The 26,779-nt window shown below is 56.2% G+C and carries 28 protein-coding genes; 13 read left to right on the top strand and 15 right to left on the bottom strand.

The features are described from left to right. Positions 1-18 precede the first annotated feature (18 nt). Positions 19-855: an HTH-type transcriptional activator RhaS gene (gene rhaS / locus BMW97_RS21710; RefSeq protein WP_045909108.1), complete on the bottom strand. Its 837-nt coding sequence runs from the start codon at positions 853-855 to the stop codon at positions 19-21. Positions 856-1,156: 301 nt separating this feature from the next. On the opposite strand from rhaS, the gene rhaB reads away from it, so the two are divergent. The 5 genes from rhaB (at position 1,157) to rhaM (ending at position 6,309) form a co-directional block, all read left to right on the top strand. Further along, complete coding sequence (rhaB, locus tag BMW97_RS21705) at positions 1,157-2,626, top strand: rhamnulokinase (protein ID WP_045909106.1); 1,470 nt, start codon at positions 1,157-1,159, stop codon at positions 2,624-2,626. Continuing rightward, positions 2,623-3,882 carry an L-rhamnose isomerase gene (rhaA, locus tag BMW97_RS21700; protein WP_045909105.1) on the top strand — a complete coding sequence of 420 codons (1,260 nt, stop codon included), beginning with the start codon at positions 2,623-2,625 and terminating at the stop codon, positions 3,880-3,882. The genes rhaB and rhaA overlap by 4 nt, the downstream gene beginning before the upstream one ends. Positions 3,883-3,977: 95 nt before the next feature. Then, entirely contained in the window at positions 3,978-4,808 is an 831-nt protein-coding gene (rhaD, locus tag BMW97_RS21695; protein WP_045909104.1) for a rhamnulose-1-phosphate aldolase, read from the top strand. Positions 4,809-4,849: 41 nt separating this feature from the next. After that, positions 4,850-5,998: a lactaldehyde reductase gene (gene fucO, locus BMW97_RS21690; protein WP_045909103.1), complete on the top strand. Its 1,149-nt coding sequence runs from the start codon at positions 4,850-4,852 to the stop codon at positions 5,996-5,998. After that, a complete protein-coding gene (gene rhaM, locus BMW97_RS21685) occupies positions 5,995-6,309 on the top strand; it encodes an L-rhamnose mutarotase (protein ID WP_045909102.1) in 315 nt (104 codons plus the stop codon). The genes fucO and rhaM overlap by 4 nt, the downstream gene beginning before the upstream one ends. On the opposite strand, the gene BMW97_RS21680 is transcribed toward rhaM, so the two are convergent. The 4 genes from BMW97_RS21680 to BMW97_RS21665 form a co-directional block, all read right to left on the bottom strand. After that, entirely contained in the window at positions 6,297-7,574 is a 1,278-nt protein-coding gene (locus tag BMW97_RS21680; protein ID WP_045909101.1) for an MFS transporter, read from the bottom strand. The two genes, rhaM and BMW97_RS21680, sit on opposite strands and share 13 nt — an antisense overlap. A gap of 44 nt (positions 7,575-7,618) precedes the next feature. Continuing rightward, positions 7,619-9,742, bottom strand: coding sequence for an alpha-galactosidase (locus tag BMW97_RS21675; RefSeq protein ID WP_045909100.1), 2,124 nt, complete (start codon positions 9,740-9,742; stop codon positions 7,619-7,621). Positions 9,743-9,846: 104 nt separating this feature from the next. Continuing rightward, the gene (locus BMW97_RS21670; RefSeq protein WP_045909099.1) at positions 9,847-10,842 is read right to left on the bottom strand and encodes a LacI family DNA-binding transcriptional regulator; all 996 of its coding nucleotides are present in this window, start codon (positions 10,840-10,842) and stop codon (positions 9,847-9,849) included. 17 nt (positions 10,843-10,859) lie between these two features. Then, complete coding sequence (locus tag BMW97_RS21665; protein ID WP_023309744.1) at positions 10,860-11,408, bottom strand: helix-turn-helix domain-containing protein; 549 nt, start codon at positions 11,406-11,408, stop codon at positions 10,860-10,862. Positions 11,409-11,510: 102 nt separating this feature from the next. Here BMW97_RS21665 and BMW97_RS21660 point away from each other — a divergent pair, with 102 nt between their 5' ends. Further along, entirely contained in the window at positions 11,511-12,170 is a 660-nt protein-coding gene (locus BMW97_RS21660) for an AzlC family ABC transporter permease (RefSeq protein WP_045909098.1), read from the top strand. Next, the gene (locus tag BMW97_RS21655; protein ID WP_008501826.1) at positions 12,170-12,493 is read left to right on the top strand and encodes an AzlD domain-containing protein; all 324 of its coding nucleotides are present in this window, start codon (positions 12,170-12,172) and stop codon (positions 12,491-12,493) included. The genes BMW97_RS21660 and BMW97_RS21655 overlap by 1 nt, the downstream gene beginning before the upstream one ends. A 40-nt stretch (positions 12,494-12,533) precedes the next feature. Here the strand turns inward: BMW97_RS21655 and BMW97_RS21650 are convergent, their stop codons facing one another. Both BMW97_RS21650 and fdhD read right to left on the bottom strand, forming a co-directional pair. Continuing rightward, positions 12,534-12,746 (bottom strand): YdgH/BhsA/McbA family protein, encoded by a 213-nt coding sequence (locus BMW97_RS21650; RefSeq protein ID WP_021242795.1) that lies wholly within the window; start codon positions 12,744-12,746, stop codon positions 12,534-12,536. Positions 12,747-12,860: 114 nt separating this feature from the next. Then, the gene (gene fdhD / locus BMW97_RS21645; protein WP_045909097.1) at positions 12,861-13,697 is read right to left on the bottom strand and encodes a formate dehydrogenase accessory sulfurtransferase FdhD; all 837 of its coding nucleotides are present in this window, start codon (positions 13,695-13,697) and stop codon (positions 12,861-12,863) included. Between the two features lie 372 nt (positions 13,698-14,069). Between fdhD and fdnG the strand changes: the two genes are divergently transcribed. From fdnG to fdhE, 4 genes are read left to right on the top strand one after another with little or no spacing between them, the layout of a single operon-like run. After that, on the top strand, positions 14,070-17,120 hold the full coding sequence (fdnG, locus tag BMW97_RS21640; RefSeq protein ID WP_090393126.1) for a formate dehydrogenase-N subunit alpha: 3,051 nt from the start codon (positions 14,070-14,072) through the stop codon (positions 17,118-17,120). 12 nt (positions 17,121-17,132) lie between these two features. After that, positions 17,133-18,035 (top strand): formate dehydrogenase subunit beta, encoded by a 903-nt coding sequence (gene fdxH / locus BMW97_RS21635; RefSeq protein ID WP_045909095.1) that lies wholly within the window; start codon positions 17,133-17,135, stop codon positions 18,033-18,035. Next, complete coding sequence (gene fdoI / locus BMW97_RS21630) at positions 18,032-18,667, top strand: formate dehydrogenase cytochrome b556 subunit (RefSeq protein ID WP_045909094.1); 636 nt, start codon at positions 18,032-18,034, stop codon at positions 18,665-18,667. The genes fdxH and fdoI overlap by 4 nt, the downstream gene beginning before the upstream one ends. Further along, complete coding sequence (fdhE, locus tag BMW97_RS21625; protein ID WP_008501833.1) at positions 18,664-19,593, top strand: formate dehydrogenase accessory protein FdhE; 930 nt, start codon at positions 18,664-18,666, stop codon at positions 19,591-19,593. Before fdoI ends, fdhE begins: the two co-directional genes overlap by 4 nt. A 39-nt stretch (positions 19,594-19,632) precedes the next feature. Here fdhE and BMW97_RS21620 read toward each other — a convergent pair whose 3' ends face one another. After that, complete coding sequence (locus BMW97_RS21620; RefSeq protein WP_080347348.1) at positions 19,633-20,004, bottom strand: type II toxin-antitoxin system VapC family toxin; 372 nt, start codon at positions 20,002-20,004, stop codon at positions 19,633-19,635. A gap of 2 nt (positions 20,005-20,006) precedes the next feature. Beyond that, entirely contained in the window at positions 20,007-20,249 is a 243-nt protein-coding gene (locus BMW97_RS21615) for a ribbon-helix-helix protein, CopG family (RefSeq protein WP_045909092.1), read from the bottom strand. A 198-nt stretch (positions 20,250-20,447) separates the two neighbouring features. On the opposite strand from BMW97_RS21615, the gene BMW97_RS21610 reads away from it, so the two are divergent. Continuing rightward, a complete protein-coding gene (locus tag BMW97_RS21610; protein ID WP_045909091.1) occupies positions 20,448-21,368 on the top strand; it encodes an alpha/beta hydrolase in 921 nt (306 codons plus the stop codon). Positions 21,369-21,376: 8 nt separating this feature from the next. Here BMW97_RS21610 and fabY read toward each other — a convergent pair whose 3' ends face one another. The 6 genes from fabY to BMW97_RS21580 all read right to left on the bottom strand — a co-directional run bounded on the left by fabY (position 21,377) and on the right by BMW97_RS21580 (position 25,564). Beyond that, a complete protein-coding gene (gene fabY / locus BMW97_RS21605) occupies positions 21,377-22,318 on the bottom strand; it encodes a fatty acid biosynthesis protein FabY (RefSeq protein WP_023309755.1) in 942 nt (313 codons plus the stop codon). 44 nt (positions 22,319-22,362) lie between these two features. Further along, a complete protein-coding gene (gene dtd / locus BMW97_RS21600; protein WP_008501836.1) occupies positions 22,363-22,800 on the bottom strand; it encodes a D-aminoacyl-tRNA deacylase in 438 nt (145 codons plus the stop codon). Further along, positions 22,797-23,678, bottom strand: a complete 882-nt coding sequence (locus tag BMW97_RS21595) for a virulence factor BrkB family protein (RefSeq protein ID WP_045909090.1) — start codon at positions 23,676-23,678, stop codon at positions 22,797-22,799. Before BMW97_RS21595 ends, dtd begins: the two co-directional genes overlap by 4 nt. After that, positions 23,672-24,271, bottom strand: coding sequence for a glucose-1-phosphatase (yihX, locus tag BMW97_RS21590; RefSeq protein WP_045909089.1), 600 nt, complete (start codon positions 24,269-24,271; stop codon positions 23,672-23,674). The genes BMW97_RS21595 and yihX overlap by 7 nt, the downstream gene beginning before the upstream one ends. 88 nt (positions 24,272-24,359) lie before the next feature. Further along, the gene (locus BMW97_RS21585) at positions 24,360-24,830 is read right to left on the bottom strand and encodes a hypothetical protein (protein ID WP_045909088.1); all 471 of its coding nucleotides are present in this window, start codon (positions 24,828-24,830) and stop codon (positions 24,360-24,362) included. Further along, complete coding sequence (locus tag BMW97_RS21580; protein WP_045909087.1) at positions 24,827-25,564, bottom strand: winged helix-turn-helix domain-containing protein; 738 nt, start codon at positions 25,562-25,564, stop codon at positions 24,827-24,829. The genes BMW97_RS21585 and BMW97_RS21580 overlap by 4 nt, the downstream gene beginning before the upstream one ends. A 547-nt stretch (positions 25,565-26,111) precedes the next feature. Here BMW97_RS21580 and BMW97_RS21575 point away from each other — a divergent pair. Continuing rightward, positions 26,112-26,729, top strand: a complete 618-nt coding sequence (locus BMW97_RS21575; RefSeq protein ID WP_045909086.1) for a transcriptional regulator — start codon at positions 26,112-26,114, stop codon at positions 26,727-26,729. The last annotated feature ends 50 nt before the right edge of the window (positions 26,730-26,779 follow it).

Raw genomic sequence — 26,779 nt, 5'->3', positions numbered from 1 at the left:
ACGGTGACTGCCCTCGCGTTACTGAAGCATCGCGTCTTTCCCCTGACGAATATCACGCGGCGACCAGTTAAATTCCCGGCGAAACAGCGTTGAAAAGTGATTGCTGTCGCCAAAACCGCAGCAATAGGCGATATCCGTGACGCTTTCGTCGGTATGACGTAAAAGATGACGGGCTTTGATCAGGCGCAGACGGTTGAGATATCGCTGCGGCGTCATACCGGTATGCTGTTTAAGCTGGCGATGCAGGGTGCGCAGCGACAGTGAAAAATCATCCGCAAGCGTTTCCCAGCAGACATCCTCAGCGAAATGATCTTCCAGCCAGGCCATCAGATGGTTCAGGCGCGCGTTGTTATCTTCCAGCCCTTCCACCAGGCTGCTGCGGCGCAGCAGCACCAGAAGCTGCATAAACAGCAGTTCGCGCGTGGCAATGGCGTGCGTCTCCCGCCCGTCCTCGCTCTTCTCCATTTGGCCCACCAGCTGACGCACCTGCTGCAGGATGGACTGATTCACGCGCCAGTGCGACGGATAGTGTCCGTCTTGCTCCTGGGGCAACAGCTGATTCAGCCGCGAAAGAAACTGGAACGCATCCGGGGAACGGTAGAGCACATTCGTCAGATACAGGTTGTCGGTATGCTCATACAGGTGCCGATCGTGGTCGCGCACGAAGCACACCGTACCGCCGCTGATGGTATAAGGCTGGCCATTGAAGACATGAATACCTGTCCCGCGCTCAACAATCACAATTTCATGAAAATCATGGTGATGCTCCGGGAACGCGGCCTGAGGAAGCCGTGGCTCAATCGCGACAGGCGCCCCTCCTGAAGGAAAAAAATCCACGCTGTGCAGTACGGTCATAACGGCCTCCACCAATGAAAAATGTTCTCAAAATAGTAATTAAGGCCTTCCGCACTCACCTTCAATTTTTGGCAGTAAACCTCGCAAAAGCTGTCCATTTTTCAAGAAACAGGGGGAAAGATCGGGAAATGCGGTCAGCGTCACACTGCCTGAAAATTCCGCCACCACAGGAAACTGTGAACTCCCTCACATTCACCTTTGCTTTCTTGCCAGCGCGAGATTTGGCCTGTCAGTGGTGAGAAGGTGACATTTTCTTCCCTTTTTTACACTCACCGCTAATGACTTAAGAAAGGACCCGACTATGACTTTTCGCCATTGTGTGGCTGTCGATTTAGGCGCATCCAGCGGTCGCGTAATGCTCGCGAGCTGGGACCGTGAGCAGCACACGCTTGCGCTTCGCGAAATGCACCGTTTCGCCAACTGCCTGCAAAAGCAGGACGGTTTTGTTGCCTGGGATATCGATGCCCTGGAGGCGGAGATCCGTATCGGACTGAACAACGTCTGCAACGATGGCATTCGCATCGACAGCATCGGCATTGATACCTGGGGCGTGGACTACGTTCTGCTTGATAGCCATGGCGAACGCGTCGGCTTGCCGGTTTCTTATCGCGACAGCCGCACCGATGGCCTGATGGCGCACGCTATCGCCCAGCTAGGCAAGGACAACATCTACAGACGCAGCGGCATTCAGTTTCTGCCGTTTAACACGCTTTATCAGCTGCGCGCTTTGGTCGAGCAACAGCCAGAGCTGGTGGCGGACGTGGCCCATGCGCTGCTGATCCCGGACTACCTGAGCTATCGCCTGACCGGCAACATGAACTGGGAATATACCAACGCCACCACCACGCAGTTGGTCAACATCAACTCGGATAACTGGGATGAACATCTGCTGGCCTGGACGGGAGCGTCGCCTTCCTGGTTCGGCACACCAACCCACCCGGGTAATGTGATCGGTCACTGGATTTGCCCACAGGGGAACGCAATTCCTGTCGTTGCCGTCGCCAGCCACGATACCGCCAGCGCGGTGATTGCTTCCCCACTTGCGAGCAAAGACGCGGCTTATCTCTCGTCCGGTACCTGGTCGCTGATGGGCTTTGAGAGCAAAACCCCGTACGCCAGCGATGCGGCCATGGCCGCAAACATTACCAACGAAGGGGGTGCCGAAGGCTGCTATCGCGTACTGAAAAACATCATGGGGCTGTGGCTGCTCCAGCGGGTACTGAAAGAGCAGAACATTACCGACCTGCCTGCGCTTATCGCCGAAACCGAGAAGCTGAAGGCCTGCACGTTCCTGATCAACCCGAACGATGAGCGCTTTATCAATCCGGCGCACATGAGCGCCGAAATTCAGGCCGCCTGCGTCGAGGTCGGGCAGCCGGTGCCGTCCAGCCCTCCCGAACTGGCGCGCTGCATTTTTGACAGCCTCGCCCTGCTGTATGCCGACATCCTCAGCGAGCTGGCGAGCCTTCGCGGAAAACCCTTCAGCCAGCTGCATATCGTGGGCGGCGGCTGCCAGAACCAGCTGCTGAACCAGCTCTGCGCCGATGCCTGCGGCATCACCGTGGTGGCAGGTCCCGTGGAGGCCTCCACGCTCGGCAATATCGGCATTCAGTTGATGACTCTGGACGAACTTTCCAACGTTGACGACTTCCGTTCGGTGGTGACGGCGAACGCCAGTCTGACCACCTTCACACCCAATCCCTGCCATGAAATTGCTCGCTTTCGCGCGCAGTTTCAGCAAAACCGACTGACTAAGGAGCTTTGTGCATGACAACTCAATTAGAACAAGCCTGGGATCTGGCTAAACAGCGTTTCGCCGCCGTCGGCGTGGATGTCGAAGAGGCGCTGCGCCAGCTCGACCGTCTGCCCGTCTCCATGCACTGCTGGCAGGGCGATGACGTCGCTGGCTTCGAGAACCCAGGCGGTTCCCTGACGGGGGGTATTCAGGCCACGGGTAACTATCCAGGCAAAGCGCGCAACGCGACCGAACTGCGCGCCGACCTTGAACTGGCGCTGAGCCTGATCCCGGGGCCAAAGCGCCTGAATCTGCATGCAATCTATCTCGAATCCGATGAGCCGGTGGCGCGCAACGAAATCAAACCGGAACACTTTAAGAACTGGGTAGAGTGGGCCAAAACCAACAGGCTGGGCCTGGACTTTAACCCGTCCTGCTTCTCACATCCGCTGAGTGCGGACGGTTTTACTCTCGCCCACGCGGACAACGACATCCGCCAGTTCTGGATCGATCACGTGAAGGCCAGCCGCCGCGTTTCGGCGTATTTCGGCGAGCAGCTCGGCACACCGTCGGTGATGAACATCTGGATCCCGGACGGCATGAAGGATATTACCGTCGATCGTCTGGCTCCGCGCCAGCGCCTGCTGGCCGCGCTGGATGAGGCTCTCAGCGAGAAGCTGGACCCGGCGCACCACATCGACGCCGTCGAGAGCAAGCTGTTCGGTATAGGCGCCGAGAGCTATACCGTGGGCTCGAACGAGTTCTATATGGGTTACGCCACCAGCCGCCAGACCGCGCTGTGTCTGGATGCTGGCCACTTCCACCCGACCGAGGTGATCTCCGACAAAATCTCCGCCGCCATGCTCTACGTGCCGCGTCTGCTGCTGCACGTCAGCCGTCCGGTGCGCTGGGACAGCGACCACGTGGTGCTGCTGGATGACGAAACCCAGGCGATTGCCAGCGAAATCATCCGCCACGACCTCTTTGACCGCGTACACATCGGCCTCGACTTCTTCGATGCCTCCATCAACCGCATCGCGGCGTGGGTTATCGGCACCCGCAATATGAAGAAAGCCCTGCTGCGCGCGTTGCTGGAGCCTGTCGCCACGCTGAAACAGCTGGAGGCTAACGGTGACTACACCGCACGTCTGGCGCTGCTGGAAGAGCAGAAATCCCTGCCGTGGCAGGCAGTGTGGGAGATGTACTGCCAGCGTAACGATGCCCCGGCGGGCAGCCAGTGGCTGAACAACGTGCGGGCATATGAGAAAGACGTTCTCGCCGCTCGTCAGTAAAAACATCGCCCGGCAGCACGTTGCCTGCCGGGTCTACGGGTAAGAGTAGGCCGGGTAAGCGTAGCGCCACCCGGCATTTTCAAAGGAACCACAGTATGCTGACTATCACCCACTCCTGGTTCGTCCAGGGCATGATCAAAGCCACCTCCGACGCCTGGCTGAAAGGCTGGGACGAGCGCAACGGCGGCAACCTGACGCTGCGCCTGGACGACGCGGATATCGAACCTTTCGCGGCCGATTTCCACGCGAAGCCGCGCTATATCGCGCTGAGCCAGCCGATGCCGCTGCTCGCCAACACGCCGTTTATCGTCACCGGTTCCGGCAAGTTTTTCCGTAACGTCCAGCTCGACCCGGAGGCCAACCTCGGCGTGGTGAAAGTGGACAGCGACGGCGCGGGTTACCACATTCTGTGGGGGCTCACGGATGAAGCGGTGCCCACCTCCGAACTGCCGGCGCACTTCCTCTCCCACTGCGAGCGCATCAAAGCGACCAATGGCAAGGACCGCGTGATCATGCACTGCCACGCCACCAACCTGATCGCCCTGACCTACGTGCTGGAAAACAGCGCCGATGTCATCACCCGCAAGCTCTGGGAAGGCAGTACCGAGTGTCTGGTGGTATTCCCGGATGGCGTGGGCATTCTGCCGTGGATGGTACCGGGTACCGACGAAATCGGCCAGGCAACCGCCGTTGATATGCAAAAACATTCTCTGGTGCTATGGCCGTTCCACGGCGTGTTCGGCAGCGGTCCAACGTTGGATGAAACCTTTGGCCTGATCGACACCGCTGAGAAATCAGCGGAAGTGCTGGTGAAGGTGTACGCCATGGGCGGCATGAAGCAGACCATTCCCCGGGAAGCGCTCATCGCCCTCGGCAAGCGCTTTGGCGTGAGCCCGCTGCAATCCGCGCTGGATTTATACGCATAACGCCTTTGCAGGACAAACGTTGATCGTTAAGGAGAATTATCATGAGCTTTATGTTGGCGCTTCCAAAAATCAGCCTTCACGGCGCGGGCGCAATCGGCGATATGGTCAATCTGGTAGCGAACAAGCAGTGGGGAAAAGCGCTGATTGTCACCGACGGCCAGCTGGTGAAGCTGGGTCTGCTCGACAGCCTGTTTACCGCGCTGGACGCCCATCAGATGTCGTATCACCTGTTCGATGAGGTGTTCCCGAACCCAACAGAAGCGCTGGTGCAAAAAGGATTTTCGGCTTACCGGGACGCAGAGTGTGATTACGTCATTGCCTTTGGCGGCGGCAGCCCGATTGATACCGCCAAGGCGATTAAAATCCTCACCGCTAACCCCGGCCCGTCAACCGATTATTCCGGCGTCGGCAAGGTGAAAAATGCGGGGGTGCCGCTGGTAGCGATCAACACCACCGCAGGGACGGCGGCGGAGATGACCAGTAATGCGGTGATCATCGACTCCGCGCGTCAGGTGAAAGAGGTGATCATCGACCCGAACATCATCCCGGATATCGCCGTGGACGATGCCAGCGTCATGCTGGATATTCCGGCCTCCGTGACCGCCGCAACCGGTATGGACGCATTAACCCACGCCATTGAAGCCTATGTGTCCGTTGGCGCGCACCCGCTGACCGATGCCAACGCGCTGGAGGCGATTCGCCTGATCAACCTGTGGCTGCCGGAAGCGGTTGATAACGGTCATAACCTTGAGGCGCGCGAGCAGATGGCGTTTGGCCAGTATCTGGCGGGCATGGCGTTTAACAGTGCGGGTCTGGGTCTGGTACACGCTCTGGCGCACCAGCCGGGCGCGACGCATAACCTGCCGCACGGCGTGTGCAACGCCATTCTGCTGCCGATCGTCGAAAGCTTTAACCGCCCGCACACCATCACCCGCTTCGCCCGCGTGGCGCAGGCGATGGGCGTCGATACCCGCGGCATGAGTGATGAAGCCGCCAGCATGTCCGCCATTCAGGCGATTCGCGACCTGAGCGCTCGCGTCGGCATTCCTGCGGGCTTCAGCCAGCTCGGCGTCACTAAAGCCGATATCGAAGGCTGGCTGGATAAAGCCCTCGCGGATCCGTGTGCGCCATGCAATCCGCGCACCGCCAGCCGCGATGAAGTCCGCGAGCTCTATCTGGAGGCATTATGATCCGCAAAGCGTTTGTGATGCAGGTGAACCCGGACGCGCACGAGGAGTACGCGCGTCGCCACAATCCAATTTGGCCCGAGCTTGAAGCGGTGCTGAAAGACCACGGCGCTCACCACTACGCCATTTATCTCGACAAAGCCCGTAACCTGCTGTTTGCGACCGTGGAGATTGAATCGGAGGAGCGCTGGAACGCGGTAGCGAATGCCGACGTCTGCCAGCGCTGGTGGAAACATATGGGCGACGTCATGCCGTCGAACCCGGATAACAGCCCGGTGAGTGCGGAACTTAAAGAGGTCTTTTACCTGGACTGATGTGTTAGCGCTGCCGCCCCCGAGGCGGCGGCAATCTCCTGCCTGCTGCTCAGCGTAAACGCCGACACCACCGTAATCGCCAGCACGAAACAGCCCAGCATCAGATACGTCTCCTGGAAGCCGATCCGGTCATACATATTCCCGGCAAAAGCGGAGAGAATAATCGCCGCCGACTGTTTGGCAAACTGGAAGCCGATCAGATAGATAGTCGCCGACAGTCGGGTATCAAACACCCCGGTGATGTACTTGAAGGCGCCCACCAGCAGGAACGGGACTTCCAGTGCGTGCAGCATCTTGAGGGCAATCACCTCCACGGCAGTGGTGGCGAACGACGAGCCGATAATGCGCGTCGCCATAATCACCCCGGCGATCAGCAGCGTGTTCTTCGCGCCGATGCGGTTAATGATCCACGGCGAACAGAACATAATGATGGCATTACAAATCTCCCCGGCAGTCGTTGCGAAACCAAAGGCGCGGGTCCCCTCCTGCGGCGTGGCGAAGAAGGTTTTAAAGAAGGTGGCAAACTGCTGATCGAAAACGTCATACACGCAGGCCACGCCAATCACGTAGAGGATAAACATCCACATTCTGCGCTGGCGGAACAGGTTGAACACGGTTTTTGCGGTGATTTGCGGCTGGTTCGCGCCCAGGGCATTCATGACCTGCGCCGTCTGGTTGGGCTTCGGCTTCGCGACCACCAGCAGCAGCATCAGCAGCAATGCCGCTCCCGATCCCATCCAGAAAACATACGATGGATCGATGCCGAACAGGATGCCGCCCGTGGAGGCGCACAAGCCCCAACCGAGACAGCCAAACATCCGCGCCTTGCCGTATTCAAAGAAGCTGTTGCGGCTCACGCGTTCGATGTAGGCCTCAATCGCCCCCGATCCGGCCGAAAATACAAAACCGATATACAGCCCGCCGCTCAGCGCGCCCAGCCAGATATTGGCTTTCAGCAGCGGCGCGAAGACGTACAGGAAGAACGGTGCGAACAGAACCAGCAGCACCGCGATGATCCACAGAAGGTGTTTTTTCAGCCCCAGCTTGTCCGAAATAACGCCCAGTAGCGGCTGGAACGCGATGGCCGACAGCGAGATGCAGGAGAAGACAATCCCGGTATGGGTTTTATTCAGGCCGATGATGTCCGACAGCCAAATCGGCAGGAACGGAAAGCAGGTGGCCATGATGAAGAAGTAGAGAAAGAAGAACAGCCCGAAGATCCAGAAGTTAGGGTTGTCTTTGTGGGTACAGGTTGTTGTGTTCATTATTTTTATCCTCAACGGAGGGCCGGCTGCCCGGCCCGTCACCTTTACACGCGTTCAACGCCAATCAGAACGGCGGTTTCCGGATCCAGAATCGGCAACGCAATGCCCGCCTGCATCAGCCACTCGCCGCTCACCGTTTGCGGCGTTTCCATCCACGCTGGCAGCTTGCGCATGGTGTGCCCTCCCTCGCCCGTAATCTGAATATTCGGGTGATCGAGCAGCATGACGCGGTACCGCGCGCTAGCCTCCAGCCCCGCCATGCGCAGCGGCATCATCAGGCTGTAATCCGGCATCGCGAGCTGGCTGACCATAAACAGCCCCTGCGCCTTATCTTCGCTCACAATCCCCTGCGCCAGCGTGGTGGCATCCGGCATATCAATACGCCACTGGGTACCATGGTGGATCACCTCTCGCCACTGCTTGTGCAGCGCGGCGTAATGGCGATAGCCTTCGCGCTCCTGTGCGTCCACGGTGAGCGGATCCAGCTCCAGCCCCATATGGCCAAACAGGGCCGTCAACCCGCGAAACTGGATGCTATGCTGGCGGAAGGTGGCGTGACATTTATGATGACCGATATGCGCGCCCATCACCTCCGGCGGGAAGAAGTAGCTCATGCCGCGCTGGATGGTGCTGCGTTCCAGCGCGTCGTTGTTGTCAGACGCCCAGAAGCGGTGGCTGCGGGTCAGTACCTCATAATCAATGCGCCCACCGCCGGAGGAGCACGATTCAAACTCAATGTGCGGGAAGCGCTCGCCCAGCACGTCCAGCAGGCGGTAAAACTGGCGGGTCTGCGCGTCGGCAGCGGCTTTACCGTTGTGTCCCGGCTGCACCAGCTCGCGGTTCATGTCCCACTTCACGTAGTCGACCGCATGCTCACCCAGCAGCCAGCTCATGCGCTCCACCAGGTAATCAAAGGCCTCCGGGATGTTGAGATTGAGCACCAGCTGGTGTCGTCCGGTCGCCTGGGGATAGCCCGGCAGCGCCAGTACCCAGTCAGGATGCGCGCGGTACAAATCGGAATCCGGATTGATCATCTCCGGCTCTACCCAGATGCCAAACTCCATGCCGAGCCGCTTGACGTGGTCGATCACCGGCGTCAGGCCGTTCGGGTATTTTTTCTCATCCAGATACCAGTCGCCCAGCGCGGCATGGTCGTCATTACGGCCCTTGAACCAGCCATCATCAATGATGAAGCGCTCCACGCCCAGCGCGGCAGCCTCGTCGGCCATGCGCATGATGTAGTCCGGATCGTGGTTGAAGTAGATCCCTTCCCAGGTATTGAGGTGCACCGGGCGCGGTTTGTTTTCCGGGAAGCGGATGACGTTGTTGCGCAGGTAGCGATGGAACGGCTGGCTCATGCCGTTCAGGCCCTGCGTGGAGTAGCTGGCATACAGGCGCGGCGTCCAGAGCGTATCGCCCTCCTCAACCGCCATTTCACCCGGCAGGTAGAGCGCTTCGGCCTGCAGGTAGCGACGACCATCGGTTTTCGCTTCCGCGCGCAGGCGGTGATTACCGCTCCAGCCCAGATGCACGCCCCAGACGTCACCCTGCATTTCGCTGAACGACGGCGTACCGGCAATCAGCGCCGGGAAGTGCTCGTGGGAGGTTTTACCCCGGCGGTTTTCAATCACGAAGCTGCCGTGTTCAAGCTTTACGCGGTGCGGCTGGAATTCACGGATCCAGCGTCCGTGGAAGGCCATCACCTCCTGCGCGCGCTCGGCCACCGGCAGCGTGACGGCGAAACGGTCCACCTGCCAGGGGATCGCTTTCAGATTCGTTAAACCGTGACGAACCACCAGTACGCCGCTGGCATCCAGCGCCAGCTCGCTGGTCAGGCGCAGTCCCGCATGCTCATCTTCGGCGGTTATCGTCAAGGTATTTACGCCCTGCTGCACCTGGGTGGTTTTGAACACCGGGGAACCGTCCAGCCCCTGGCGATGCCCCTCAATGCCCGGCGAGCCAAACAGGCCGTGCCCCAGCTCGGCCATCAGCGTGACCGGGGAGTCGACGTCAAGCTTGCCGTTGGCAACAGGACGTGCGAGCAGAGCAACATCCTGCGGCGAAAAGTGCCGAAGGTGAGGCCCCCAGTAGAGAATTTCGGCGAACGGATGGGTTTTAATCACCACGTCTACCGTCGTGGTTTCGAGACGTAAAACGGGATCTTGCATCAGACATCTCCTGTCATCGGGATGATCTGAGTGTTGATCCGAAACGTTTCGGATACAAACCAAAACGTTTCGGTTCTGTGATCGGGTTTAAAATTTTGCGCTATTTAAGCCGTCTGGCCCGGAGAGAATTCTGGCTGCCAGAGCACCTGAAGCTGTTCAATATCGTCGCCGTTAATCAGCTGGCGCACCATATCGGCAATCTGTTTCCCGACGCCCTGGCGGGTGGACTGGATCACCGACGCCACGTCAATATCGACGATGCTGTCCTGGGGTAGTCCGTCATAGACCACCAGTGAGACGGCGTTGTCGCCGGATAAACGCCCCATCTGCGCCAGCGCCATCGCCGCGCCGTCGCCATGGGTGTTGCAGTCGGTGATGATGGCCGTGGGCGGCTGCGGCAGGGCAAGCAGTTCTTTCGTGATGGCATACCCGACGCGGCGCGAAGGCGGCATAGCGCGCAGCCATTCGCTGGAAAGCCCGGCTTCCCGCAACGCGTCCAGATAGCCCTGACGGCGCTGGGTGATAAACGCCTGATTGTTGCTTTCGCCAAGTAGCGCGATACGCTGATGGCCTTTCTCGATCAGCCAGCGGGTAGCCTGATGCGTACCGGCGTAGTTGTCGAAATCAAACCATGCGTACGGCTGCGGGAGATGGCTGCGCCCGAGCGCCAGGAAAGGAAAACCGGCCGCCTGCAACTGCTCAAGACGGGGATCGTGATCCAGCGTGTGTGCCACGATCAGCGCATCCACGCGGCGGCTTTGCACCATGCGCATATAGCTGTGTTTATCGGCCAGATCGTCATCGGCAATCAGCAACAAATCGATTTCATGTCGCGCCAGTTCGTGGCTAATTTCGCCGACCATGTCCATAAATACGCTGTTATTGAGCGGAACAGGATGGACCGGGAACACCAGCCCAACGGCGTCAATTTTGCCCATCTTCAGGCGCCGGGCGAAGGTGTTCGGTCGGTAACCACGGCGCTGGGCCTCTGCTTCCACGCGTGCGCGCGTCTCGGCGGAGACGTCGTCATATCCGTTGAGGGCGCGGCTGACGGTGGTGACTGACAGCCCCAGTTCTTTGGCAATGGCTTTAAGCGACATGAGTTTCCGTATCTCTGTTAGTTTTGTTCCGCCACCAGCAGCGCGTAAGTGTCTGGCTCCAGGGCCTTGAAGATATGCGGCTGATCGGCGGGATAACAAATGTAATCCCCTGCGCCGAGCTCTTCCGCCGCGTCGAGCAGACCGACCAGCGCCCGCCCCTGCGTCACAATAATATGTTCAACCGAGCCAGGTGGATGCGGCTGTGAAATACGGTCGGCTCCCGGTTGGGTCATCAGAAGATAGACATCGCGGCGCGCGCCGGGGGGGCATGCCGCCAGTAAAATGGCTTCATAGTTAGCCTGTCCAGCCACCACTTTTGTCCCTTCTCCACGGCGGATCACCTGCGTGGTCGGCAACTGTGGCTCAAGCAAACGGGCGAAAGGAATATCCAGCGCCACGCAGAGCGACCACAGCGTTTCCAGGCTAGGGTTACCGTTGCCGGACTCCAGCTGGGAAAGCGTGGATTTTGCGATCCCGGCACGGCGGGCAATTTCCGCCAGTGAAAGCCCGGTTCGCAGGCGTTCTCGCACCAGACTTTTGGCGATCAGGCTGATCGGCTGCGTCATATAACGGCCTCGCGTTCTATAAAACGAACAAATCGTTCGTCTTGAAAATCAGTTTCGTTGCGTTCATTATAATGGATACACGTTCGATATGGCTAAAATTGTATGAAGCATCATCTCTCTTGTCTGAAAGGCGACACCATAAAAGCAATCATTCTGGTCTGCCTCGCGGTGGGCGTGGTCGGGATGTCCTACGGATCGCTGGCAATGGCCTACGGTTTCCCGGTCTGGGTGCCGTTTGTGCTCTCCATTACCGTGCTGGCGGGCGCGTCTGAGTTCATGTTTATCGGCATCGTGGCGAGCGGCGGCAATCCGCTGGCGGCTGCGGCGGCAGGTTTGCTGGTCAATGCGCGGCATGTGCCGTTTGGCGTGACGGTGCGTGAGCTGGTGGGCAAGCGCGGTCTGAGCCTGCTGGGCTGCCACATCATGAACGATGAAAGCGTGGTGTTTGGCCTGTCGCAAAAAACCGCCGAACAGCGTAAAGCCGCCTACTGGCTATGCGGCTTAGGCGTTGCCATCATCTGGCCGCTGGGCGCGCTGCTGGGTGCCATGGTGGGCAAACTGTTGCCCGACCCGGAAACCATCGGGCTGGACGCGGTATTTCCGGCCATTCTGCTGGCATTAGTGGTTCCCGCATTTAAAAACCGTACCACGCTGATCCGCGCCTGCAGCGGCGCTGTGTTATCGCTGGCCGCCGTGCCGTTTGCCCCGGTGGGATTACCGGTACTGCTCTCTTTACTCGGTCTTGCCGCGAGGAAAAAATAATGGAAAACATGACGGTCTTTATTCTCGGCATCGCCATTCTTTCTGCCGGAACCTATTTAATGCGCCTTGGCGGCGCCAAACTCGGCAACCGGCTGGCGCTGTCGGAGCGTTCTCAGGCGCTGCTGTCAGATGCGGCAACGGTATTGCTGTTCTCCGTCGCGCTGGCGACCACCTTTTATGAGGGAGAACACTTCGCAGGCATGGCGCGCGTGCTGGGCGTGGCGTTTGCGGTGTTTTTGGCCTGGCGGAAAATGCCGTTAATCGTGGTCATTGTGGCCGCGGCGGTGGTGACGGCATTGCTGCGCGTGGCGGGCATAAACTAAAAAAGCGCCCCGGGGGCGCTCTTTCGACGGTGTGACTCGCTTATTTGTTCAGTTCAGCAGTCATGTGTACGCGGTTACCGGAGAATGCCTGGGTAATTTTGTACGATGATGCGCCCGCTTCCTGAGCCTGAGCCGCGATTTTCGCTTCTGCACCATCAATGGTTGAGGCGGTTGCGGTCACAGTCTGCGCAGCGAAAGAACCGAAAGAAGCAGCCAGAGCGATTACAGCGACAAAAGTTTTGATGCTTTTCATGATTTAAACCCTTTCATTAAGTTGTTTAGGTAAGGCACCGTGCCTTGATGAGATAAATACTAGACCTCATCGCGAACAACTAAAAGCGGAAGGATTTGCTAATATCATTCAAAATTACTGATCAACTATTAATCGCTGAGGATGGGTATAAATCGTCGCCCTTCCCGGCTTGCAGAAGCCCACCAGCGTCAGGTTACAGCGCTCCGCTACCTCTACCGCCAGCGTGGTCGCCGCCGACACCGCGAACAAAATTTCCACACCGCACATGGCGGACTTTTGCACCATCTCGTAGCTGGCCCGGCTGGAAACGAGCGCAGCGCCCTGCTGCCAGACCTGACTTTCACGCGCACGACGACCGAGCAGCTTATCCAGCGCCACGTGGCGACCCACGTCTTCATGCCCACCGGCAATCTCTCCCGACGGCAATACCCATGCCGCCGCGTGCGTGCAGCCGCTCAGCTGGCCGATGGGCTGTACGTCGTTGAGATGCTCAAGGGCGGGGTCGAGGTGCGCCAGATTAAAGGTCTGAGTAAACGGCAGTGGCGCAACGGGCTTGCCAATATCGTTAAGCTGCTCAACGCCGCACACGCCGCAGCCGGTACGCCCGGCCAGCGCGCGACGGCGCTCCTTGAGTCCCATAAAGCGGCGGCTGGAGAGTTCGATTTGCACTTCAAGACCGTTGCAGGCCTGGACCACGTCCATGCCGTAGATCTCTTGCGGATGCTCGATGATGCCTTCCGAGAGGGAAAAACCGATGGCGAACAGCTCAAGATCTTTCGGAGATGCCATCATCACCACATGCGAGATGCCGTTGTAAACGAGCGCAACGGGCACTTCTTCCGCCAGAAAATCGGGCGTGGCATCGGTTATGCGGGGCGGTCGGTGTACCGACAGTTCCACAATGCCGGCAGGCAGGGGTGACGAGTGGGGATCACGGTTTTGTTTAGACACAGCGGTATTCCTGAACAACCACGGAAGCGAGCGTGCTATTGCAGCATAAACCACAGGCTGTACGCATAGTATGGATCAACTTTTCGACAACCATTCTCCTACTCATTTAGCAGGGGTGCAACCTGACACCGGCTACATCGCTTTAACATGCAGAGCTGTTAATGTGATCGATATCACACTTTATAATCAACATGGTGATAATACGTTCACTTTGTATTAACGCCATTAGAACAGCGGTACCGACAATGTGGTATTCTGATGATATCCCTCGTGGAATTGAGGGATTAACGCAAATTTTTCTCCTTTGCGGTCATTCTTCAACCGCGAAGTCAAAACTACATATGTAAGCAATGTCGAAACAAGGAGTGACCCATGCAGGTCAGCAGAAGGCAGTTCTTTAAGATCTGCGCTGGCGGTATGGCAGGCACCACGGCAGCGGCACTGGGCTTTGCGCCCGGCGTAGCGCTGGCGGAAACGCGGCAGTATAAACTGCTGCGCACCCGTGAAACCCGTAATACCTGTACGTACTGCTCTGTCGGTTGCGGGCTGTTGATGTATAGCCTCGGCGACGGTGCTAAAAACGCCAAAGCGTCTATTTTCCATATCGAAGGCGACCCGGATCACCCGGTTAACCGCGGCGCATTGTGCCCGAAAGGGGCCGGTCTGGTGGACTTTATCCACTCCGAAAGCCGCCTGAAATTCCCTGAATATCGCGCGCCGGGTTCCGACAAATGGCAGCAAATCAGCTGGGAAGAGGCGTTTGACCGCATCGCTAAACTGATTAAAGAAGACCGCGATGCCAACTTTGTTGAGAAGAACGCCGACGGCGTCACGGTCAACCGCTGGCTCTCCACCGGGATGCTGTGTGCTTCTGCTTCCAGTAACGAAACCGGTTATTTAACCCAGAAATTTACGCGTGCACTCGGTATGCTCGCGGTCGACAACCAGGCGCGTGTCTGACACGGACCAACGGTAGCAAGTCTTGCTCCAACATTTGGTCGCGGTGCGATGACCAACCACTGGGTCGACATCAAGAACGCCAACCTCATTGTGGTGATGGGCGGTAACGCCGCTGAAGCGCACCCGGTCGGGTTCCGCTGGGCGATGGAAGCCAAAATCCACAACGGTGCGAAACTGATTGTGATCGATCCCCGCTTTACGCGTACTGCGTCAGTGGCGGATTTCTACACCCCTATTCGTTCAGGTACTGACATCACTTTCCTGTCAGGCGTACTGCTGTACCTGATGACCAACGAAAAATACAACCGCGAATACACCGAAGCCTATACCAACGCCAGCCTAATCGTGCGTGAGGATTACCACTTCGAAGATGGCCTGTTTAGCGGTTACGACGCTGAAAAACGCAAGTACGACAAAACCAGCTGGAACTACGAGCTGGATGAAAAAGGCTTTGCGAAGCGCGACACCACTCTGCAACACCCGCGCTGCGTGTGGAACCTCCTGAAAGAGCACGTCTCCCGCTACACGCCGGACGTTGTCGAAAACATCTGTGGTACACCGAAGGCGGACTTCCTGAAGGTGTGCGAGCTTATCGCCGAAACCAGCGCGAAAGACAAAACCGCGTCGTTCCTGTACGCCCTCGGCTGGACGCAACACTCCATCGGCGCGCAGAACATCCGCACCATGGCGATGGTTCAGCTCCTGCTCGGCAACATGGGAATGGCAGGCGGCGGCGTGAACGCCCTGCGCGGTCACTCCAACATTCAGGGTCTGACCGACCTCGGCCTGCTGTCTCAGAGCCTGCCGGGCTATATGAACCTGCCAAGCGAGAAACAGACCGACCTGCAAACCTACCTGACGGCCAGCACGCCTAAACCGCTGCTTGAAGGCCAGGTGAACTACTGGGGCAACTATCCGAAGTTCTTCGTCTCGATGATGAAAGCGTTCTTCGGGGATAAAGCTACGGCGGAAAACAGCTGGGGCTTTGACTGGCTGCCGAAGTGGGACAAAGGTTACGACGTTCTGCAGTATTTCGAGATGATGCACCAGGGCAAAGTGAACGGCTATCTGTGCCAGGGCTTTAACCCGGTTGCCTCGTTCCCGAACAAGAACAAGGTTGTTGAGTCGCTGTCGAAACTGAAGTTCCTGGTGACAATTGACCCGCTCAATACCGAGACCTCGACTTTCTGGCAGAACCACGGCGAATCGAACGACGTCGATCCGTCGAAGATTCAGACCGAAGTGTTCCGTCTGCCATCAACCTGCTTTGCGGAAGAGAACGGGTCTATCGTCAACTCCGGACGCTGGCTGCAGTGGCACTGGAAAGGCGCTGACGCCCCGGGCATCGCCATGAACGACGGCGAGATCCTGGCCGGTATCTTCTTGCGCCTGCGTAAGATGTACGCGGCAGAAGGCGGCGCGAACCCGGAACCGGTCCTGAACATGACCTGGAACTACTCGACGCCGGAAAACCCTGCCCCAGAAGAAGTGGCGATGGAGAGCAACGGTAAGGCACTGGCGGACGTTATCGACCCGGCCACCGGCACCGTGCTGGCGAAGAAAGGCGATCAGCTTAGTACCTTCGCCCACCTGCGCGATGACGGTACCACCTCCAGCGGCTGCTGGATCTTTGCCGGTAGCTGGACGCCGAAAGGCAACCAGATGGCCAACCGCGATAACGCCGACCCGTCAGGCCTTGGCAATACGCTGGGCTGGGCATGGGCGTGGCCGCTCAACCGCCGCATCCTCTATAACCGTGCGTCCGCTGACCCGCAGGGCAACCCGTGGGATCCGAAGCGTCAGCTGCTGAAGTGGGACGGCGCGAAATGGGGCGGCGTGGATATACCGGACTACAGCACTGCCGCACCGGGCAGCGACGTTGGGCCGTTTATTATGCAGCCTGAAGGGATGGGGCGTCTGTTCGCTATCGATAAGATGGCGGAAGGTCCGTTCCCGGAACACTACGAGCCGTTTGAGACGCCGCTGGGCACCAACCCGCTGCACCCGAACGTGGTCTCTAACCCGGCTGCCCGTATCTTCAAGGGCGACTTTGAAGCGCTGGGTAAAAAAGACAAGTTCCCGTACGTGGGTACCACCTACCGTCTGACCGAGCACTTCCACTACTGGACCAAGCACGCGCTGCTTAACGCCATCGCGCAGCCGGAACAGTTTGTGGAGATCGGCGAGAAGCTGGCGAACAAGCTCGGCATTGCCCATGGCGATACCGTGAAGGTCTCCTCTAACCGCGGCTACATTAAGGCCAAGGCGGTGGTGACCAAGCGTATTCGCACGCTGAACGTTCACGGTCAGCAGGTGGATACCATCGGTATTCCGATTCACTGGGGTTATGAGGGCGTGGCGAAGAAAGGGTTCATTGCGAACACCCTGACGCCGTTCGTCGGTGATGCGAACACGCAGACGCCGGAGTTTAAAGCCTTCCTCGTGAACGTGGAAAAGGTGTAACGGAGACGACTTATGGCTTATCAATCTCAAGACATTATCCGTCGTTCCGCGACTAACGGTTTCACGCCCGCGCCTCAGGCGCGGGACCACCAGCAGGAAGTGGCGAAGCTTATCGACGTGACGACCTGTATCGGCTGTAAAGCTTGTCAGGTGGCCTGCTCTGAGTGGAACGACCTGCGTGACGAAGTGGGTCACAACGTCGGGGTGTACGACAACCCGGCAGACCTGACCGCCAAGTCCTGGACGGTGATGCGTTTCTCGGAAGTGGAGCAGAACGACAAACTGGAATGGCTTATCCGCAAAGACGGCTGTATGCACTGTGCGGATCCGGGCTGCCTGAAGGCATGTCCGTCAGAAGGGGCTATCATTCAGTATGCCAACGGCATCGTCGACTTTCAGTCCGAACAGTGCATCGGCTGCGGCTACTGCATCGCGGGCTGTCCGTTCGACGTACCGCGCCTGAACCCGGAAGACAACCGCGTCTACAAATGCACCCTGTGCGTGGACCGCGTTACCGTCGGCCAGGAGCCTGCATGCGTGAAGACCTGCCCAACCGGCGCGATCCACTTTGGCTCCAAAGAGGATATGAAAACGCTGGCGGCAGAGCGCGTGGGCGAGCTGAAGACCCGAGGTTACGAAAACGCGGGCCTGTACGATCCGGCCGGGGTTGGCGGTACGCACGTGATGTATGTGCTGCACCACGCCGACAAGCCGAATCTGTATCACGGTCTGCCGGAGAACCCGGAAATCAGCGCCACCGTGAAGTTCTGGAAAGGCATCTGGAAACCGCTGGCAGCGGTGGGCTTTGCTGCCACCTTCGCAGCGAGCATCTTCCACTACGTCGGCGTCGGTCCGAACCGCGCGGAAGAGGAAGACGACAACCTGCATGAAGAGAAAGACGAGGTGCGCAAATGAAAAAAGGTGACACCATCGTGCGCTACACCGCGCCGGAACGCATCAACCACTGGGTCACCGCCTTCTGCTTCATGCTGGCGGCGATAAGCGGGCTGGGGTTCTTCTTCCCGTCCTTCAACTGGCTGATGCAGATCATGGGGACACCACAGCTGGCGCGCATCCTGCACCCGTTTGTGGGCGTCATCATGTTCGCGTCGTTCATCATTATGTTTTTCCGCTACTGGCACCATAACCTAATCAATCGGGATGATATCTTTTGGGCGAAGAATATTCGTAAGATCGTCGTCAACGAGGAAGTGGGTGACACCGGGCGTTATAACTTCGGCCAGAAATGCGTATTCTGGGCGGCGATTATCTTCCTGGTCCTGTTGCTGGTGAGCGGCGTGATCATCTGGCGTCCGTACTTTGCGCCTGCTTTCTCAATCCCGGTGATCCGATTCGCGCTGATGCTGCATTCATTTGCCGCAGTGGCGTTAATTGTGGTTATCATGGTGCATATCTACGCCGCCCTTTGGGTGAAAGGCACCATTACCGCGATGGTGGAAGGATGGGTAACCAGTACGTGGGCGAAGAAGCATCACCCGCGCTGGTACCGTGAAGTCCGCCAGAAACAGGAAAAGTCATCTGAATGAGTATTCGCATAATCCCGCAAGATGAGCTGGGGTCGAGCGAGAAACGCACGGCGGATTATATTCCGCCGTTGTTATTCCCCAGACTCAAGAACCTCTACAACCGCCGCGCAGAGCGTCTGCGCGAGCTGGCAGAGAACAACCCGCTGGGCGATTTTCTGCGTTTTGCCGCGCTGGTCGCCCACGCGCAGGAAGTGGTGCTGTACGATCACCCGCTGCAAATGGATCTGACCGCGCGCATCAAAGAAGCCAACGCGCAGGGCAAGCCGCCGCTGGACATTCACGTCCTGCCGCGCGACAAGCACTGGCAAAAGCTGCTGCATTCGCTCATTGCCGAGCTGAAGCCGGAGATGAGCGGTACCGCGCTGGCGGTCATTGAGAATCTGGAAAAAGCGTCCGAACAAGAGCTGGAAGAGATGGCGAGCGCGCTGTTTGCCTCTGACTTCTCTCTGGTCAGCAGCGATAAAGCGCCGTTTATCTGGGCTGCGCTGTCGCTTTACTGGGCGCAAATGGCGAGCCTGATCCCGGGTAAAGCGCGCGCCGAATACGGCGAGGCGCGCCAGTTCTGCCCGGTCTGCGGCTCAATGCCGGTTTCCAGCATGGTGCAAATCGGCACCACGCAGGGGCTGCGCTACCTGCACTGCAACCTGTGTGAAACCGAGTGGCACGTGGTGCGCATCAAGTGCAGCAACTGCGAACAGACCCGCGATCTGAACTACTGGTCGCTGGAAAATGAAGACGCAGCGGTGAAAGCCGAAAGCTGCGGCGACTGCGGCACTTACCTGAAGATTCTGTATCAGGAAAAAGACCCGAAAGTCGAAGCGGTGGCCGACGATCTTGCCTCGCTGATTCTGGACGCGAAGATGGAGCAGGAGGGCTTTGCCCGCAGCTCGATCAACCCGTTCCTGTTCCCGGGTGAAGGGGAGTAATTCCCTGAGACAGTGCCGGGCGGCGCGTGCTTGCCCGGCCTACAATTGATAAGGTAAAACCACCCCGGCAATCCCCTGAAAGTCTTTGGTATTCCGGGTGATTAACGGGCAATTTCTGCTTTGGGCAGTCGCTAAAATAATGGCATCCGGCAGTTTCATGCCATGCTTCTCACGGAGCACGACGCTTCTTTCTGCGATCTCTCGGGTTACATCGATAACCTCAAATGCGCCCATTACCGCCGCGGTTTTCGCTTCGTGGCCATGTTTGCGCGCCCCTACCATGACTTCCATCCATGTGATTAGACTGATTGACCGGTGCGATGCTGTGTTTTCGATCGTATTTGCTGCCTCGACGCGATTGTTGAAAAGGTCGATCAGGATATTGGTATCAAAAACCGCCATGTGTTCCATCACTACCACTCCTCACGCAGCTTGCGCTCATACTCTAAACCATCTTCTTGCTGGTTCCCCCAAAGACCAAGCGCATCACGGATAACGGACGAGCTTTGCTGATCGAGATACTGCTCAATTGCTTCACGCAGTAATTCGGCACGAGGTTGGTTACGCAGCTGTTTGAGGTTATCGAGACGTTGAATAACGTCATCCGACAAATCGATCAGGATTCTGCCCATGTTAAGCTCCGCCAGTAAACTCATATATCACCTCAGTATATCACTATTGTCTATTTTCAAGGCAACATACGCTTTCTCTCAGTAGGGTTAAAGTCCCAGCCAATAGTTTGCCTTCCGTTTGCGAGGTGCTTTCCAGATTGTTGCCCACAACACTATTCTTGTTTTCTTTTGAATCAAACCAGGCTATAAAACTGTTCATCCATACAGTAAAAGGGAATTTTCATGGCGCTGGAACAGGGTATTGCACAGCTGGTTCAGGGGTTTATCGCTGCAGGTCGGCCCTCGTCACGTCGCCAGAGCATTGAGGTGCGACGAGCAGGCTATATTGCCAGCACGAGGCTTGCCGGGGAGACCGAAACGCGCGTTCAGGTGGAGACGCTTGTTCTTGAGGGTCTTACCATTCGGGTATTTTCACCTCTCAATGCACCTGAAATATTGCCTGCTGCCATCTACTACCACGGCGGATGCTTTATCAGCGGCGGCTTTGATACCCATGACAACCAACTCCGTCAGTTAGCCTGCTACGGCAACTGCCGGGTGATTGCGATTCAGTACAGGCTGGCGCCGGAGCATACTTTCCCCGCCGCACATGACGATGCGGAAAGAGGTGCCGATCTGGTCTGGCACTATGCGAACAAACTGGGCGTGGATAAAAACCGGATCACCCTTTGCGGAGACAGCGCAGGGGGACATCTTGCGCTGGTAACGGCGCTGCGGCTTAAGGTTAAAGGGCTGTGGCAACCTGCGCAGCTCATTCTCATCTACCCCATGCTCGACGCCACGGCCAGTTTTGAAAGCTATGCCCTCAATGGCACGGATTACATCATCACCCGCGATACCCTGCTCAGTGGGTATGAAATGTACCTCGCTGACACCGACCGCCAGCTCCCCGAAGCAAGTCCGCTGTGGCGCGATGATTTTTACGGTCTTCCGCCTGTGCACATTATTACCGCAGAGTACGATCCGCTCTGCGATGAGGGCGAAATGTTGTTCCAGCATCTGACGGAGCAGGGTGTGAAGTGTACCGCTCAGCGCTGGCTGGGCGTCATCCATGGCTTCTTTCAGCTTGGCGGCGTTAGCCAGTCAGCGCGAGACGTTATGCGGGATGTCGCCGGGCGGATTCAGCACGCCCGGGGAGCGTGAACAGGAGATTACTCCTCCTCGTTCCCACCCTCTTCATACGCGCCAAAAGGCTTCGCCGGAAGAACGATATAGGTGCCTTCAAACACCGCGCCCGGTGTTTTATCGCCAAACAGTTCAACCTGCATTTGGACGCGAGCCTTGCGGCCACGAGCCAGACGGTCCAGATCGCCGCCCAGTGACCCCAGATCGGCCACCGCACTCGGCTTGCCGCTGATAGGTGCGCTATAGCGGATATGAGCATCAGCAAGAATGATGGTGCCACCCAGATGGCGCTCGCGCAGCATCAGCCAGATCAGTCCCCAGCCGGTAAGCGTGGCCAGTGAGAACAGGCTGCCGGCAAACAGCGTGTGGTGCGGGTTCTGATTGCCGGTTTCCGGCATGGTGGTAATAAATTTTTGTCCAGTGTACTGCTGAATGCGCACGCCCATTTTTTCACTGAGCGGAATATGCTGATACCAGGCCTGCTGGAGCTGTCCGCACCAGTCGGCGCGATGCAGAATATCGTCCAGGGTGGCGATGGGTTTGATCATCAAAAAATGACGAATCGGCGTGGTTTGCGGGGTCGTGATTTCCCCCTGATTCACAAAACCGAGTTTAGCGAAGAACTCAACGGCATCTTCGCGGGCGCTACAGGTGACGCGCTTAACGCCTTCCTGACGGGCGACGGATTCCAGGGTCATCGCCATTAGCGTACCCAGACCTTTGTCCTGCACGGAGGGATGAACCGCCATAAAGCGAATAGACGCTTCGTTATCGGCGTTGATATACAAACGCCCGACGGCCACGAGGTTGCCCTCTTCGTCCATCACCATCTGATGGTGAGCCATTGCGTCCCAGGCGTCGCGTTCAGAGCCTTTTGGCTGATGCAGTGGCTTGCGCAGCATTTCCCAGCGGAACTGGTAATAAGCGTCTAACTCTTCTTCCGTTTGCGGTACTCGAAGGTGATACATAGCTGTACTCTCTCTTGTTACCCGCGGCCATGCCGTAAGTATGCTCATACCTGGAGCCAGAATGTGACGGGGCCATCGTTCACCAGCGATACCTGCATATCTGCAGCGAATCGTCCGGTTTGCGTATTCATTTCCTGCTGGCGACAACGCTCAACAAAGTACTCGTAAAGTGCTTCTGCACGATCCGGCGCGGCCCCTTTGGAGAAACTCGGGCGCATGCCGCGCTCGGTATCCGCTGCCAGCGTAAACTGGGAAACCACCAGCACGCTGCCGCCTGCCTGCTGGACGTTCAGGTTCATTTTGCCTTCCGCATCGCTGAAAATACGGTAGCCCAGCACGCGCTCACACAAGCGGTTGGCTTTTTGTTCGTCATCATCCTTTTCGACACCTAACAACACCAAAAGTCCTGGGCCAATTTCACCCGTCACCTCTCCCTCCACGGTGACGCTGGCACGGGTTACGCGCTGTATCAATGCAATCATGGTTGGTCTGCTTCTTGTTGTTTTTCAGCTGCTGCTGCTTTTTTAAGTTCGCGGTATACACCGAGAGTGACAGTTATTTCAGCACCAAGCAAGACGATACACCAGGTCCAGTAGACCCAGACAAACAAAATGGGGATCACCGCCAGCACGCCGTAAATCAGCTGATAGGACGGAAACATCGTGATGTAGAGGGCAAACCCTTTCTTACCGAGCTCAAAGAGCAATGCCGCCACCAGCGCCCCCACGACCGCATCGCGGTTAGGCACGCGCGTGGTCGGCACGACGCTATAGAGCAGCCAGAACGAGAGCCACGACAGGATCAACGGAAAGATGCGAAGCACATTATCAATAGCGCCGTTTAAATCACTCGCCCAGCGCAGGGAGAGCAGATAAGAACTGATTGCCAGGCTCGCCCCGGCCAGCAGCGGTCCCAGCGTGAGGATCATCCAGTACACGGCAAAGGAATAGACCTTTGGCCGCGCTTTTTTACTCCGCCAGATCGTGTTCAGCGCGTTATCGATGGCATACATCAACAGCAGCGCGGTGACGATAAGACCGCACGCCCCCACTGCCGTCATCTTGCTGGAATTGGCAACAAACTGCTCAATGTAGTTCTGGATAACATCCCCGGTTGCCGGAATGAAATTCGCGAAGACAAAATGACGAAGCTGCACGCTGACGTCCGCAAACATCGGAAAGGCGGAGAACAGGGCAAAGATGACCGCCACCAGCGGCACTAACGAGAGCAATGACACGTAGGCGAGGTTACCCGCCAGCGTGGTCATATTGTCCTCATCAATCCGGTGCCAGAGCAGTTTCAGCCAGGCCCGCAGCGGGCGAGTATGGTGCGTGGCTTTTTGATGAACGGTTTTTAGCATAGCTGCTTCGCAAAGTAGTCAGGTATCGTCTCTTTTCCGGTCACCAGAATTGACGTAATACCCAACTGGTTAGCTCCCTCTATATTATCGGCGTTGTCATCGAAAAAGACCGCATCGGCGGCGGTGAATCCCTCTGCCTGCAGAACAGCCTGATAAATTCGCGCTTCAGGCTTACGCATCCCCATCTCCTGCGAGAGATAGATCTTATCCGCCGCCGCCTTAACTTCAGGGTACTCCTCAGGCCAGAACGTGGTATGCAGGCGGTTGGTGTTTGACAGCACAACGACCCGATGTCCCTGCTCGCGAAGCTTATGCATGATGTCGATCACCTCAGGCCGGATGGCGACAAATACGGCCTGCCAGCCGTGTGAAAACTGCTCGTAGCTTAACGGTAGATCCATCTCCTGACAGAAACGTTCAGCGAATTCTTCATCGCTGATCTCGCCGCGTTCATGCTGATGGAAGGTCTCACCCATCGCGAAATTTTGCTTTAACGTTGCCAGCGGCACGCGGCTAAAGTCGCTCCATGCACCCAACACGCGATTAAAATCGATATCGACGATGACGTTTCCTAAATCAAAGATATAAAGCATGTTTATCTCCTGCTCGCCGTGGAGAGGTAACTGTAGCGGGAATAAAGAGATTTGACTATGCGTGCGCTCTAAGGTGTGCGATCGATTTTTACGGCGCGTTTTTACGACAGTAAAGTGAAGGGACGTTTGACGCGGCAAAAAGCCAGGCCCCCCGGTACTCATCAATCATCAGGCTCAGGTCCCGACCCGGCGTACGGTAAAAGCCCGGTAATGTTGCGTTGATATCAGCCTCATCCGCATTATCGGCGAAGGTTTTAACAATACGATCGTTATTTAACACGCGCGCATTCTGATGGTAACTGTAGTGAAAATAGATGGTCCGGTTAACTTCAGACACCGTCTGACCAAATAATTTACCGTTAATGATGGTCGCGCCCTCCCGATGCTGCATTCGCCAGGAAACCGTACCCACAAATCGGTTTTTACCAATCGTCCATTCCACATTTCCCGTGCAGCGTATCGGCGTACTCGACAAATTCGAGTAAGCTAACCAGCCGCTGGTAATAACCGCCACCAGAATCGCCCCCAGCAAAATAATTCGGTTTCGAAGAGTCATCATTGCTCGTGTGCCCAAAAATAATGGGTGGTACAAAACGCTGCCGCGTCGCGACGCGGATCCTTATTACAGGCAAACGCCGCGATTCGCTCCGTTTTACTGTAGCCGATGAGAAAAACATATCGCTTTTCGGCACACAGGCCAGGGTTATTGTTTAACAAGCGCAAGTAATGGTCCTGCATAGGTTCGTTAGGCGCATAAAAAAGCTGGCAGGCACTGCTGCCCGTAGAAAGTGGAATGTAGTGACTAAACGGCATGTTCTGGTGCTGTTTGTATAATATCCCCCCGTTGATAAGCGCGATCAGCAAAAGCGTTGCGGTCGTTATTATCAGCCAGGCCGGACTCTTCACCGCGGTGCTATCGGCAACGACTGCGTCTTTATTGGCTATTATCGGCTCAGCGCCTGGGATAAATCGTTCAACCTGGGTGGCTTCGGAAAGCATAAGCCCACGACGCGAAATCGTTTTTACCGTATCGCGCGGTAACCCCACCTCAGCCAGGGCGTTGCGTAATGTCAAAATAGCCTGATAAAAGGTATTCGGTGTGGTGACGTCATTGCGCTCACCCCATCCCACTATCATTAACTGATTTTGCGAAATTATTTCTCCGGGATGGGTGACGAGATAGAGAAAACAGAGGTTGGCAGGAAGCTGCAATTGTATCGAGCGCCCGGAAATATGATTTACCAGGGTTTTGTTTTCTGGATCATACTCGACCAATTTGTTAATGAGATACAATTTTCCTTTCCTCAGCAATAACAATACTTAACCATATACACCAAAAACACATACGTATATTTAACAAGAGTATAGGTCAGAAGGATCAGGACGCGATACCATTCCAACTAAGATTAAAAATAACACATTTATTTTCAATAGGTTAAGAGATGTTTTTCTTAGGTTTTTCTCATCTAAAACGACATAATGAGATTTCATTACACTTCGCCAGACCAAATAATTATATTGAGCCACAACAAGAGAAAAGACGGTCGTTGCGGCAGATTAAAGAAACGAATCTTTAGCTTTTAGTGCTATTTCGTGAATCTTCCCCTGGGATTTTTTTTGTCGAATAATCTTAAGGTACTGACGAATATTCCTGGAATACGTTGACCAACATATGTCCTTTCGCGATGGCTATGGCCTGACAGAATAGGCATCACCAGGAATTTATATTCTTTATCACTATTTTTCATAAACAAGAGAGGGCCACTGGATATGTTTCAAGATTGACACATTTGCATGGCAGTGAAATATTGACGGTGAAAATAAGACAGGAGTGGACTGGATGATAACATCGTCGCATAAGGTTGTCCGCTGTATAAGCTGTGAATTGTCCTGTCAGTTATATCCAGATAACACAGTACGTTCACAATATTGTGGAAACGCCTCGTTCGCAGTTTGGCCAGGTGATAACCATTTCCTGCAGATTGCAGTAGAAAATAAAATAGTGCGAGGAAACAAGAATCACTTATTACGCGGATTTATATTTGTAGACTTTTCAATGTACAACCTGCGCGCACTTGCCGATCCGCAATGGATTGAACGTCTGGCGAGAACTAACATGAACATTGTGATTATCTCAGACCGCAAGCTGGAAGCATTGGCCAATTATTTTCTCACTCACCGCAGTGAAATAAAGGGAGTTATTTATTCAGATGACAGTGACATTATATTAAAAGAAAAAATTAGCCATCTATTCACCGGGAGACGAGTGAATAGCAGACGCGGCAGTATCTTAAATGCTGTTGAATTCACGTTGCTTAACAGATTTTTGTCAGGAGCGTGCCTTCAGGAGATTATAAAAACAGACGGCATTGATGTTAAAAAAATTTACGTCCATAAAATACGACTTGAGAGGAAGTTAGGCACCAGCATTCATAAAATTCTCGTTTCTATTTTGTAATTTCAACCTGTTTACCTACCCACATTTAATGGTGTGGAGGATGTTCTACG

Origin of the sequence: Enterobacter sp. NFIX58 (genome assembly GCF_900110475.1) — a bacterium.
Taxonomy (GTDB): Bacteria; Pseudomonadota; Gammaproteobacteria; order Enterobacterales; family Enterobacteriaceae; genus Enterobacter; species Enterobacter quasiroggenkampii.
Note: the sequence above shows the minus strand (reverse complement) of the source record. Positions and strands in the feature narration are given on the sequence as shown.

Excerpts from the sequence above, each read along its gene's own strand:
- rhaA (WP_045909105.1), top strand. The coding sequence starts at position 2,623 with ATGACAACTCAATTAGAACAAGCCTGGGATCTGGCTAAACAGCGTTTC.
- BMW97_RS21680 (WP_045909101.1), bottom strand. The coding sequence starts at position 7,574 with ATGAACACAACAACCTGTACCCACAAAGACAACCCTAACTTCTGGATC.
- dtd (WP_008501836.1), bottom strand. The coding sequence starts at position 22,800 with ATGATTGCATTGATACAGCGCGTAACCCGTGCCAGCGTCACCGTGGAG.
- BMW97_RS21585 (WP_045909088.1), bottom strand. The coding sequence starts at position 24,830 with ATGATGACTCTTCGAAACCGAATTATTTTGCTGGGGGCGATTCTGGTG.
- BMW97_RS21675 (WP_045909100.1), bottom strand. The coding sequence starts at position 9,742 with ATGCAAGATCCCGTTTTACGTCTCGAAACCACGACGGTAGACGTGGTG.
- fdoI (WP_045909094.1), top strand. The coding sequence starts at position 18,032 with ATGAAAAAAGGTGACACCATCGTGCGCTACACCGCGCCGGAACGCATC.
- BMW97_RS21650 (WP_021242795.1), bottom strand. The coding sequence starts at position 12,746 with ATGAAAAGCATCAAAACTTTTGTCGCTGTAATCGCTCTGGCTGCTTCT.
- BMW97_RS21665 (WP_023309744.1), bottom strand. The coding sequence starts at position 11,408 with ATGACGCAGCCGATCAGCCTGATCGCCAAAAGTCTGGTGCGAGAACGC.
- BMW97_RS21595 (WP_045909090.1), bottom strand. The coding sequence starts at position 23,678 with ATGCTAAAAACCGTTCATCAAAAAGCCACGCACCATACTCGCCCGCTG.
- BMW97_RS21620 (WP_080347348.1), bottom strand. The coding sequence starts at position 20,004 with ATGGAACACATGGCGGTTTTTGATACCAATATCCTGATCGACCTTTTC.
- yihX (WP_045909089.1), bottom strand. The coding sequence starts at position 24,271 with ATGCTTTATATCTTTGATTTAGGAAACGTCATCGTCGATATCGATTTT.
- fucO (WP_045909103.1), top strand. The coding sequence starts at position 4,850 with ATGAGCTTTATGTTGGCGCTTCCAAAAATCAGCCTTCACGGCGCGGGC.
- rhaD (WP_045909104.1), top strand. The coding sequence starts at position 3,978 with ATGCTGACTATCACCCACTCCTGGTTCGTCCAGGGCATGATCAAAGCC.
- fdxH (WP_045909095.1), top strand. The coding sequence starts at position 17,133 with ATGGCTTATCAATCTCAAGACATTATCCGTCGTTCCGCGACTAACGGT.
- rhaM (WP_045909102.1), top strand. The coding sequence starts at position 5,995 with ATGATCCGCAAAGCGTTTGTGATGCAGGTGAACCCGGACGCGCACGAG.
- BMW97_RS21655 (WP_008501826.1), top strand. The coding sequence starts at position 12,170 with ATGGAAAACATGACGGTCTTTATTCTCGGCATCGCCATTCTTTCTGCC.
- BMW97_RS21610 (WP_045909091.1), top strand. The coding sequence starts at position 20,448 with ATGGCGCTGGAACAGGGTATTGCACAGCTGGTTCAGGGGTTTATCGCT.
- BMW97_RS21670 (WP_045909099.1), bottom strand. The coding sequence starts at position 10,842 with ATGTCGCTTAAAGCCATTGCCAAAGAACTGGGGCTGTCAGTCACCACC.
- BMW97_RS21660 (WP_045909098.1), top strand. The coding sequence starts at position 11,511 with ATGAAGCATCATCTCTCTTGTCTGAAAGGCGACACCATAAAAGCAATC.
- rhaB (WP_045909106.1), top strand. The coding sequence starts at position 1,157 with ATGACTTTTCGCCATTGTGTGGCTGTCGATTTAGGCGCATCCAGCGGT.
- fdhE (WP_008501833.1), top strand. The coding sequence starts at position 18,664 with ATGAGTATTCGCATAATCCCGCAAGATGAGCTGGGGTCGAGCGAGAAA.
- fabY (WP_023309755.1), bottom strand. The coding sequence starts at position 22,318 with ATGTATCACCTTCGAGTACCGCAAACGGAAGAAGAGTTAGACGCTTAT.
- rhaS (WP_045909108.1), bottom strand. The coding sequence starts at position 855 with ATGACCGTACTGCACAGCGTGGATTTTTTTCCTTCAGGAGGGGCGCCT.
- BMW97_RS21575 (WP_045909086.1), top strand. The coding sequence starts at position 26,112 with ATGATAACATCGTCGCATAAGGTTGTCCGCTGTATAAGCTGTGAATTG.
- BMW97_RS21615 (WP_045909092.1), bottom strand. The coding sequence starts at position 20,249 with ATGAGTTTACTGGCGGAGCTTAACATGGGCAGAATCCTGATCGATTTG.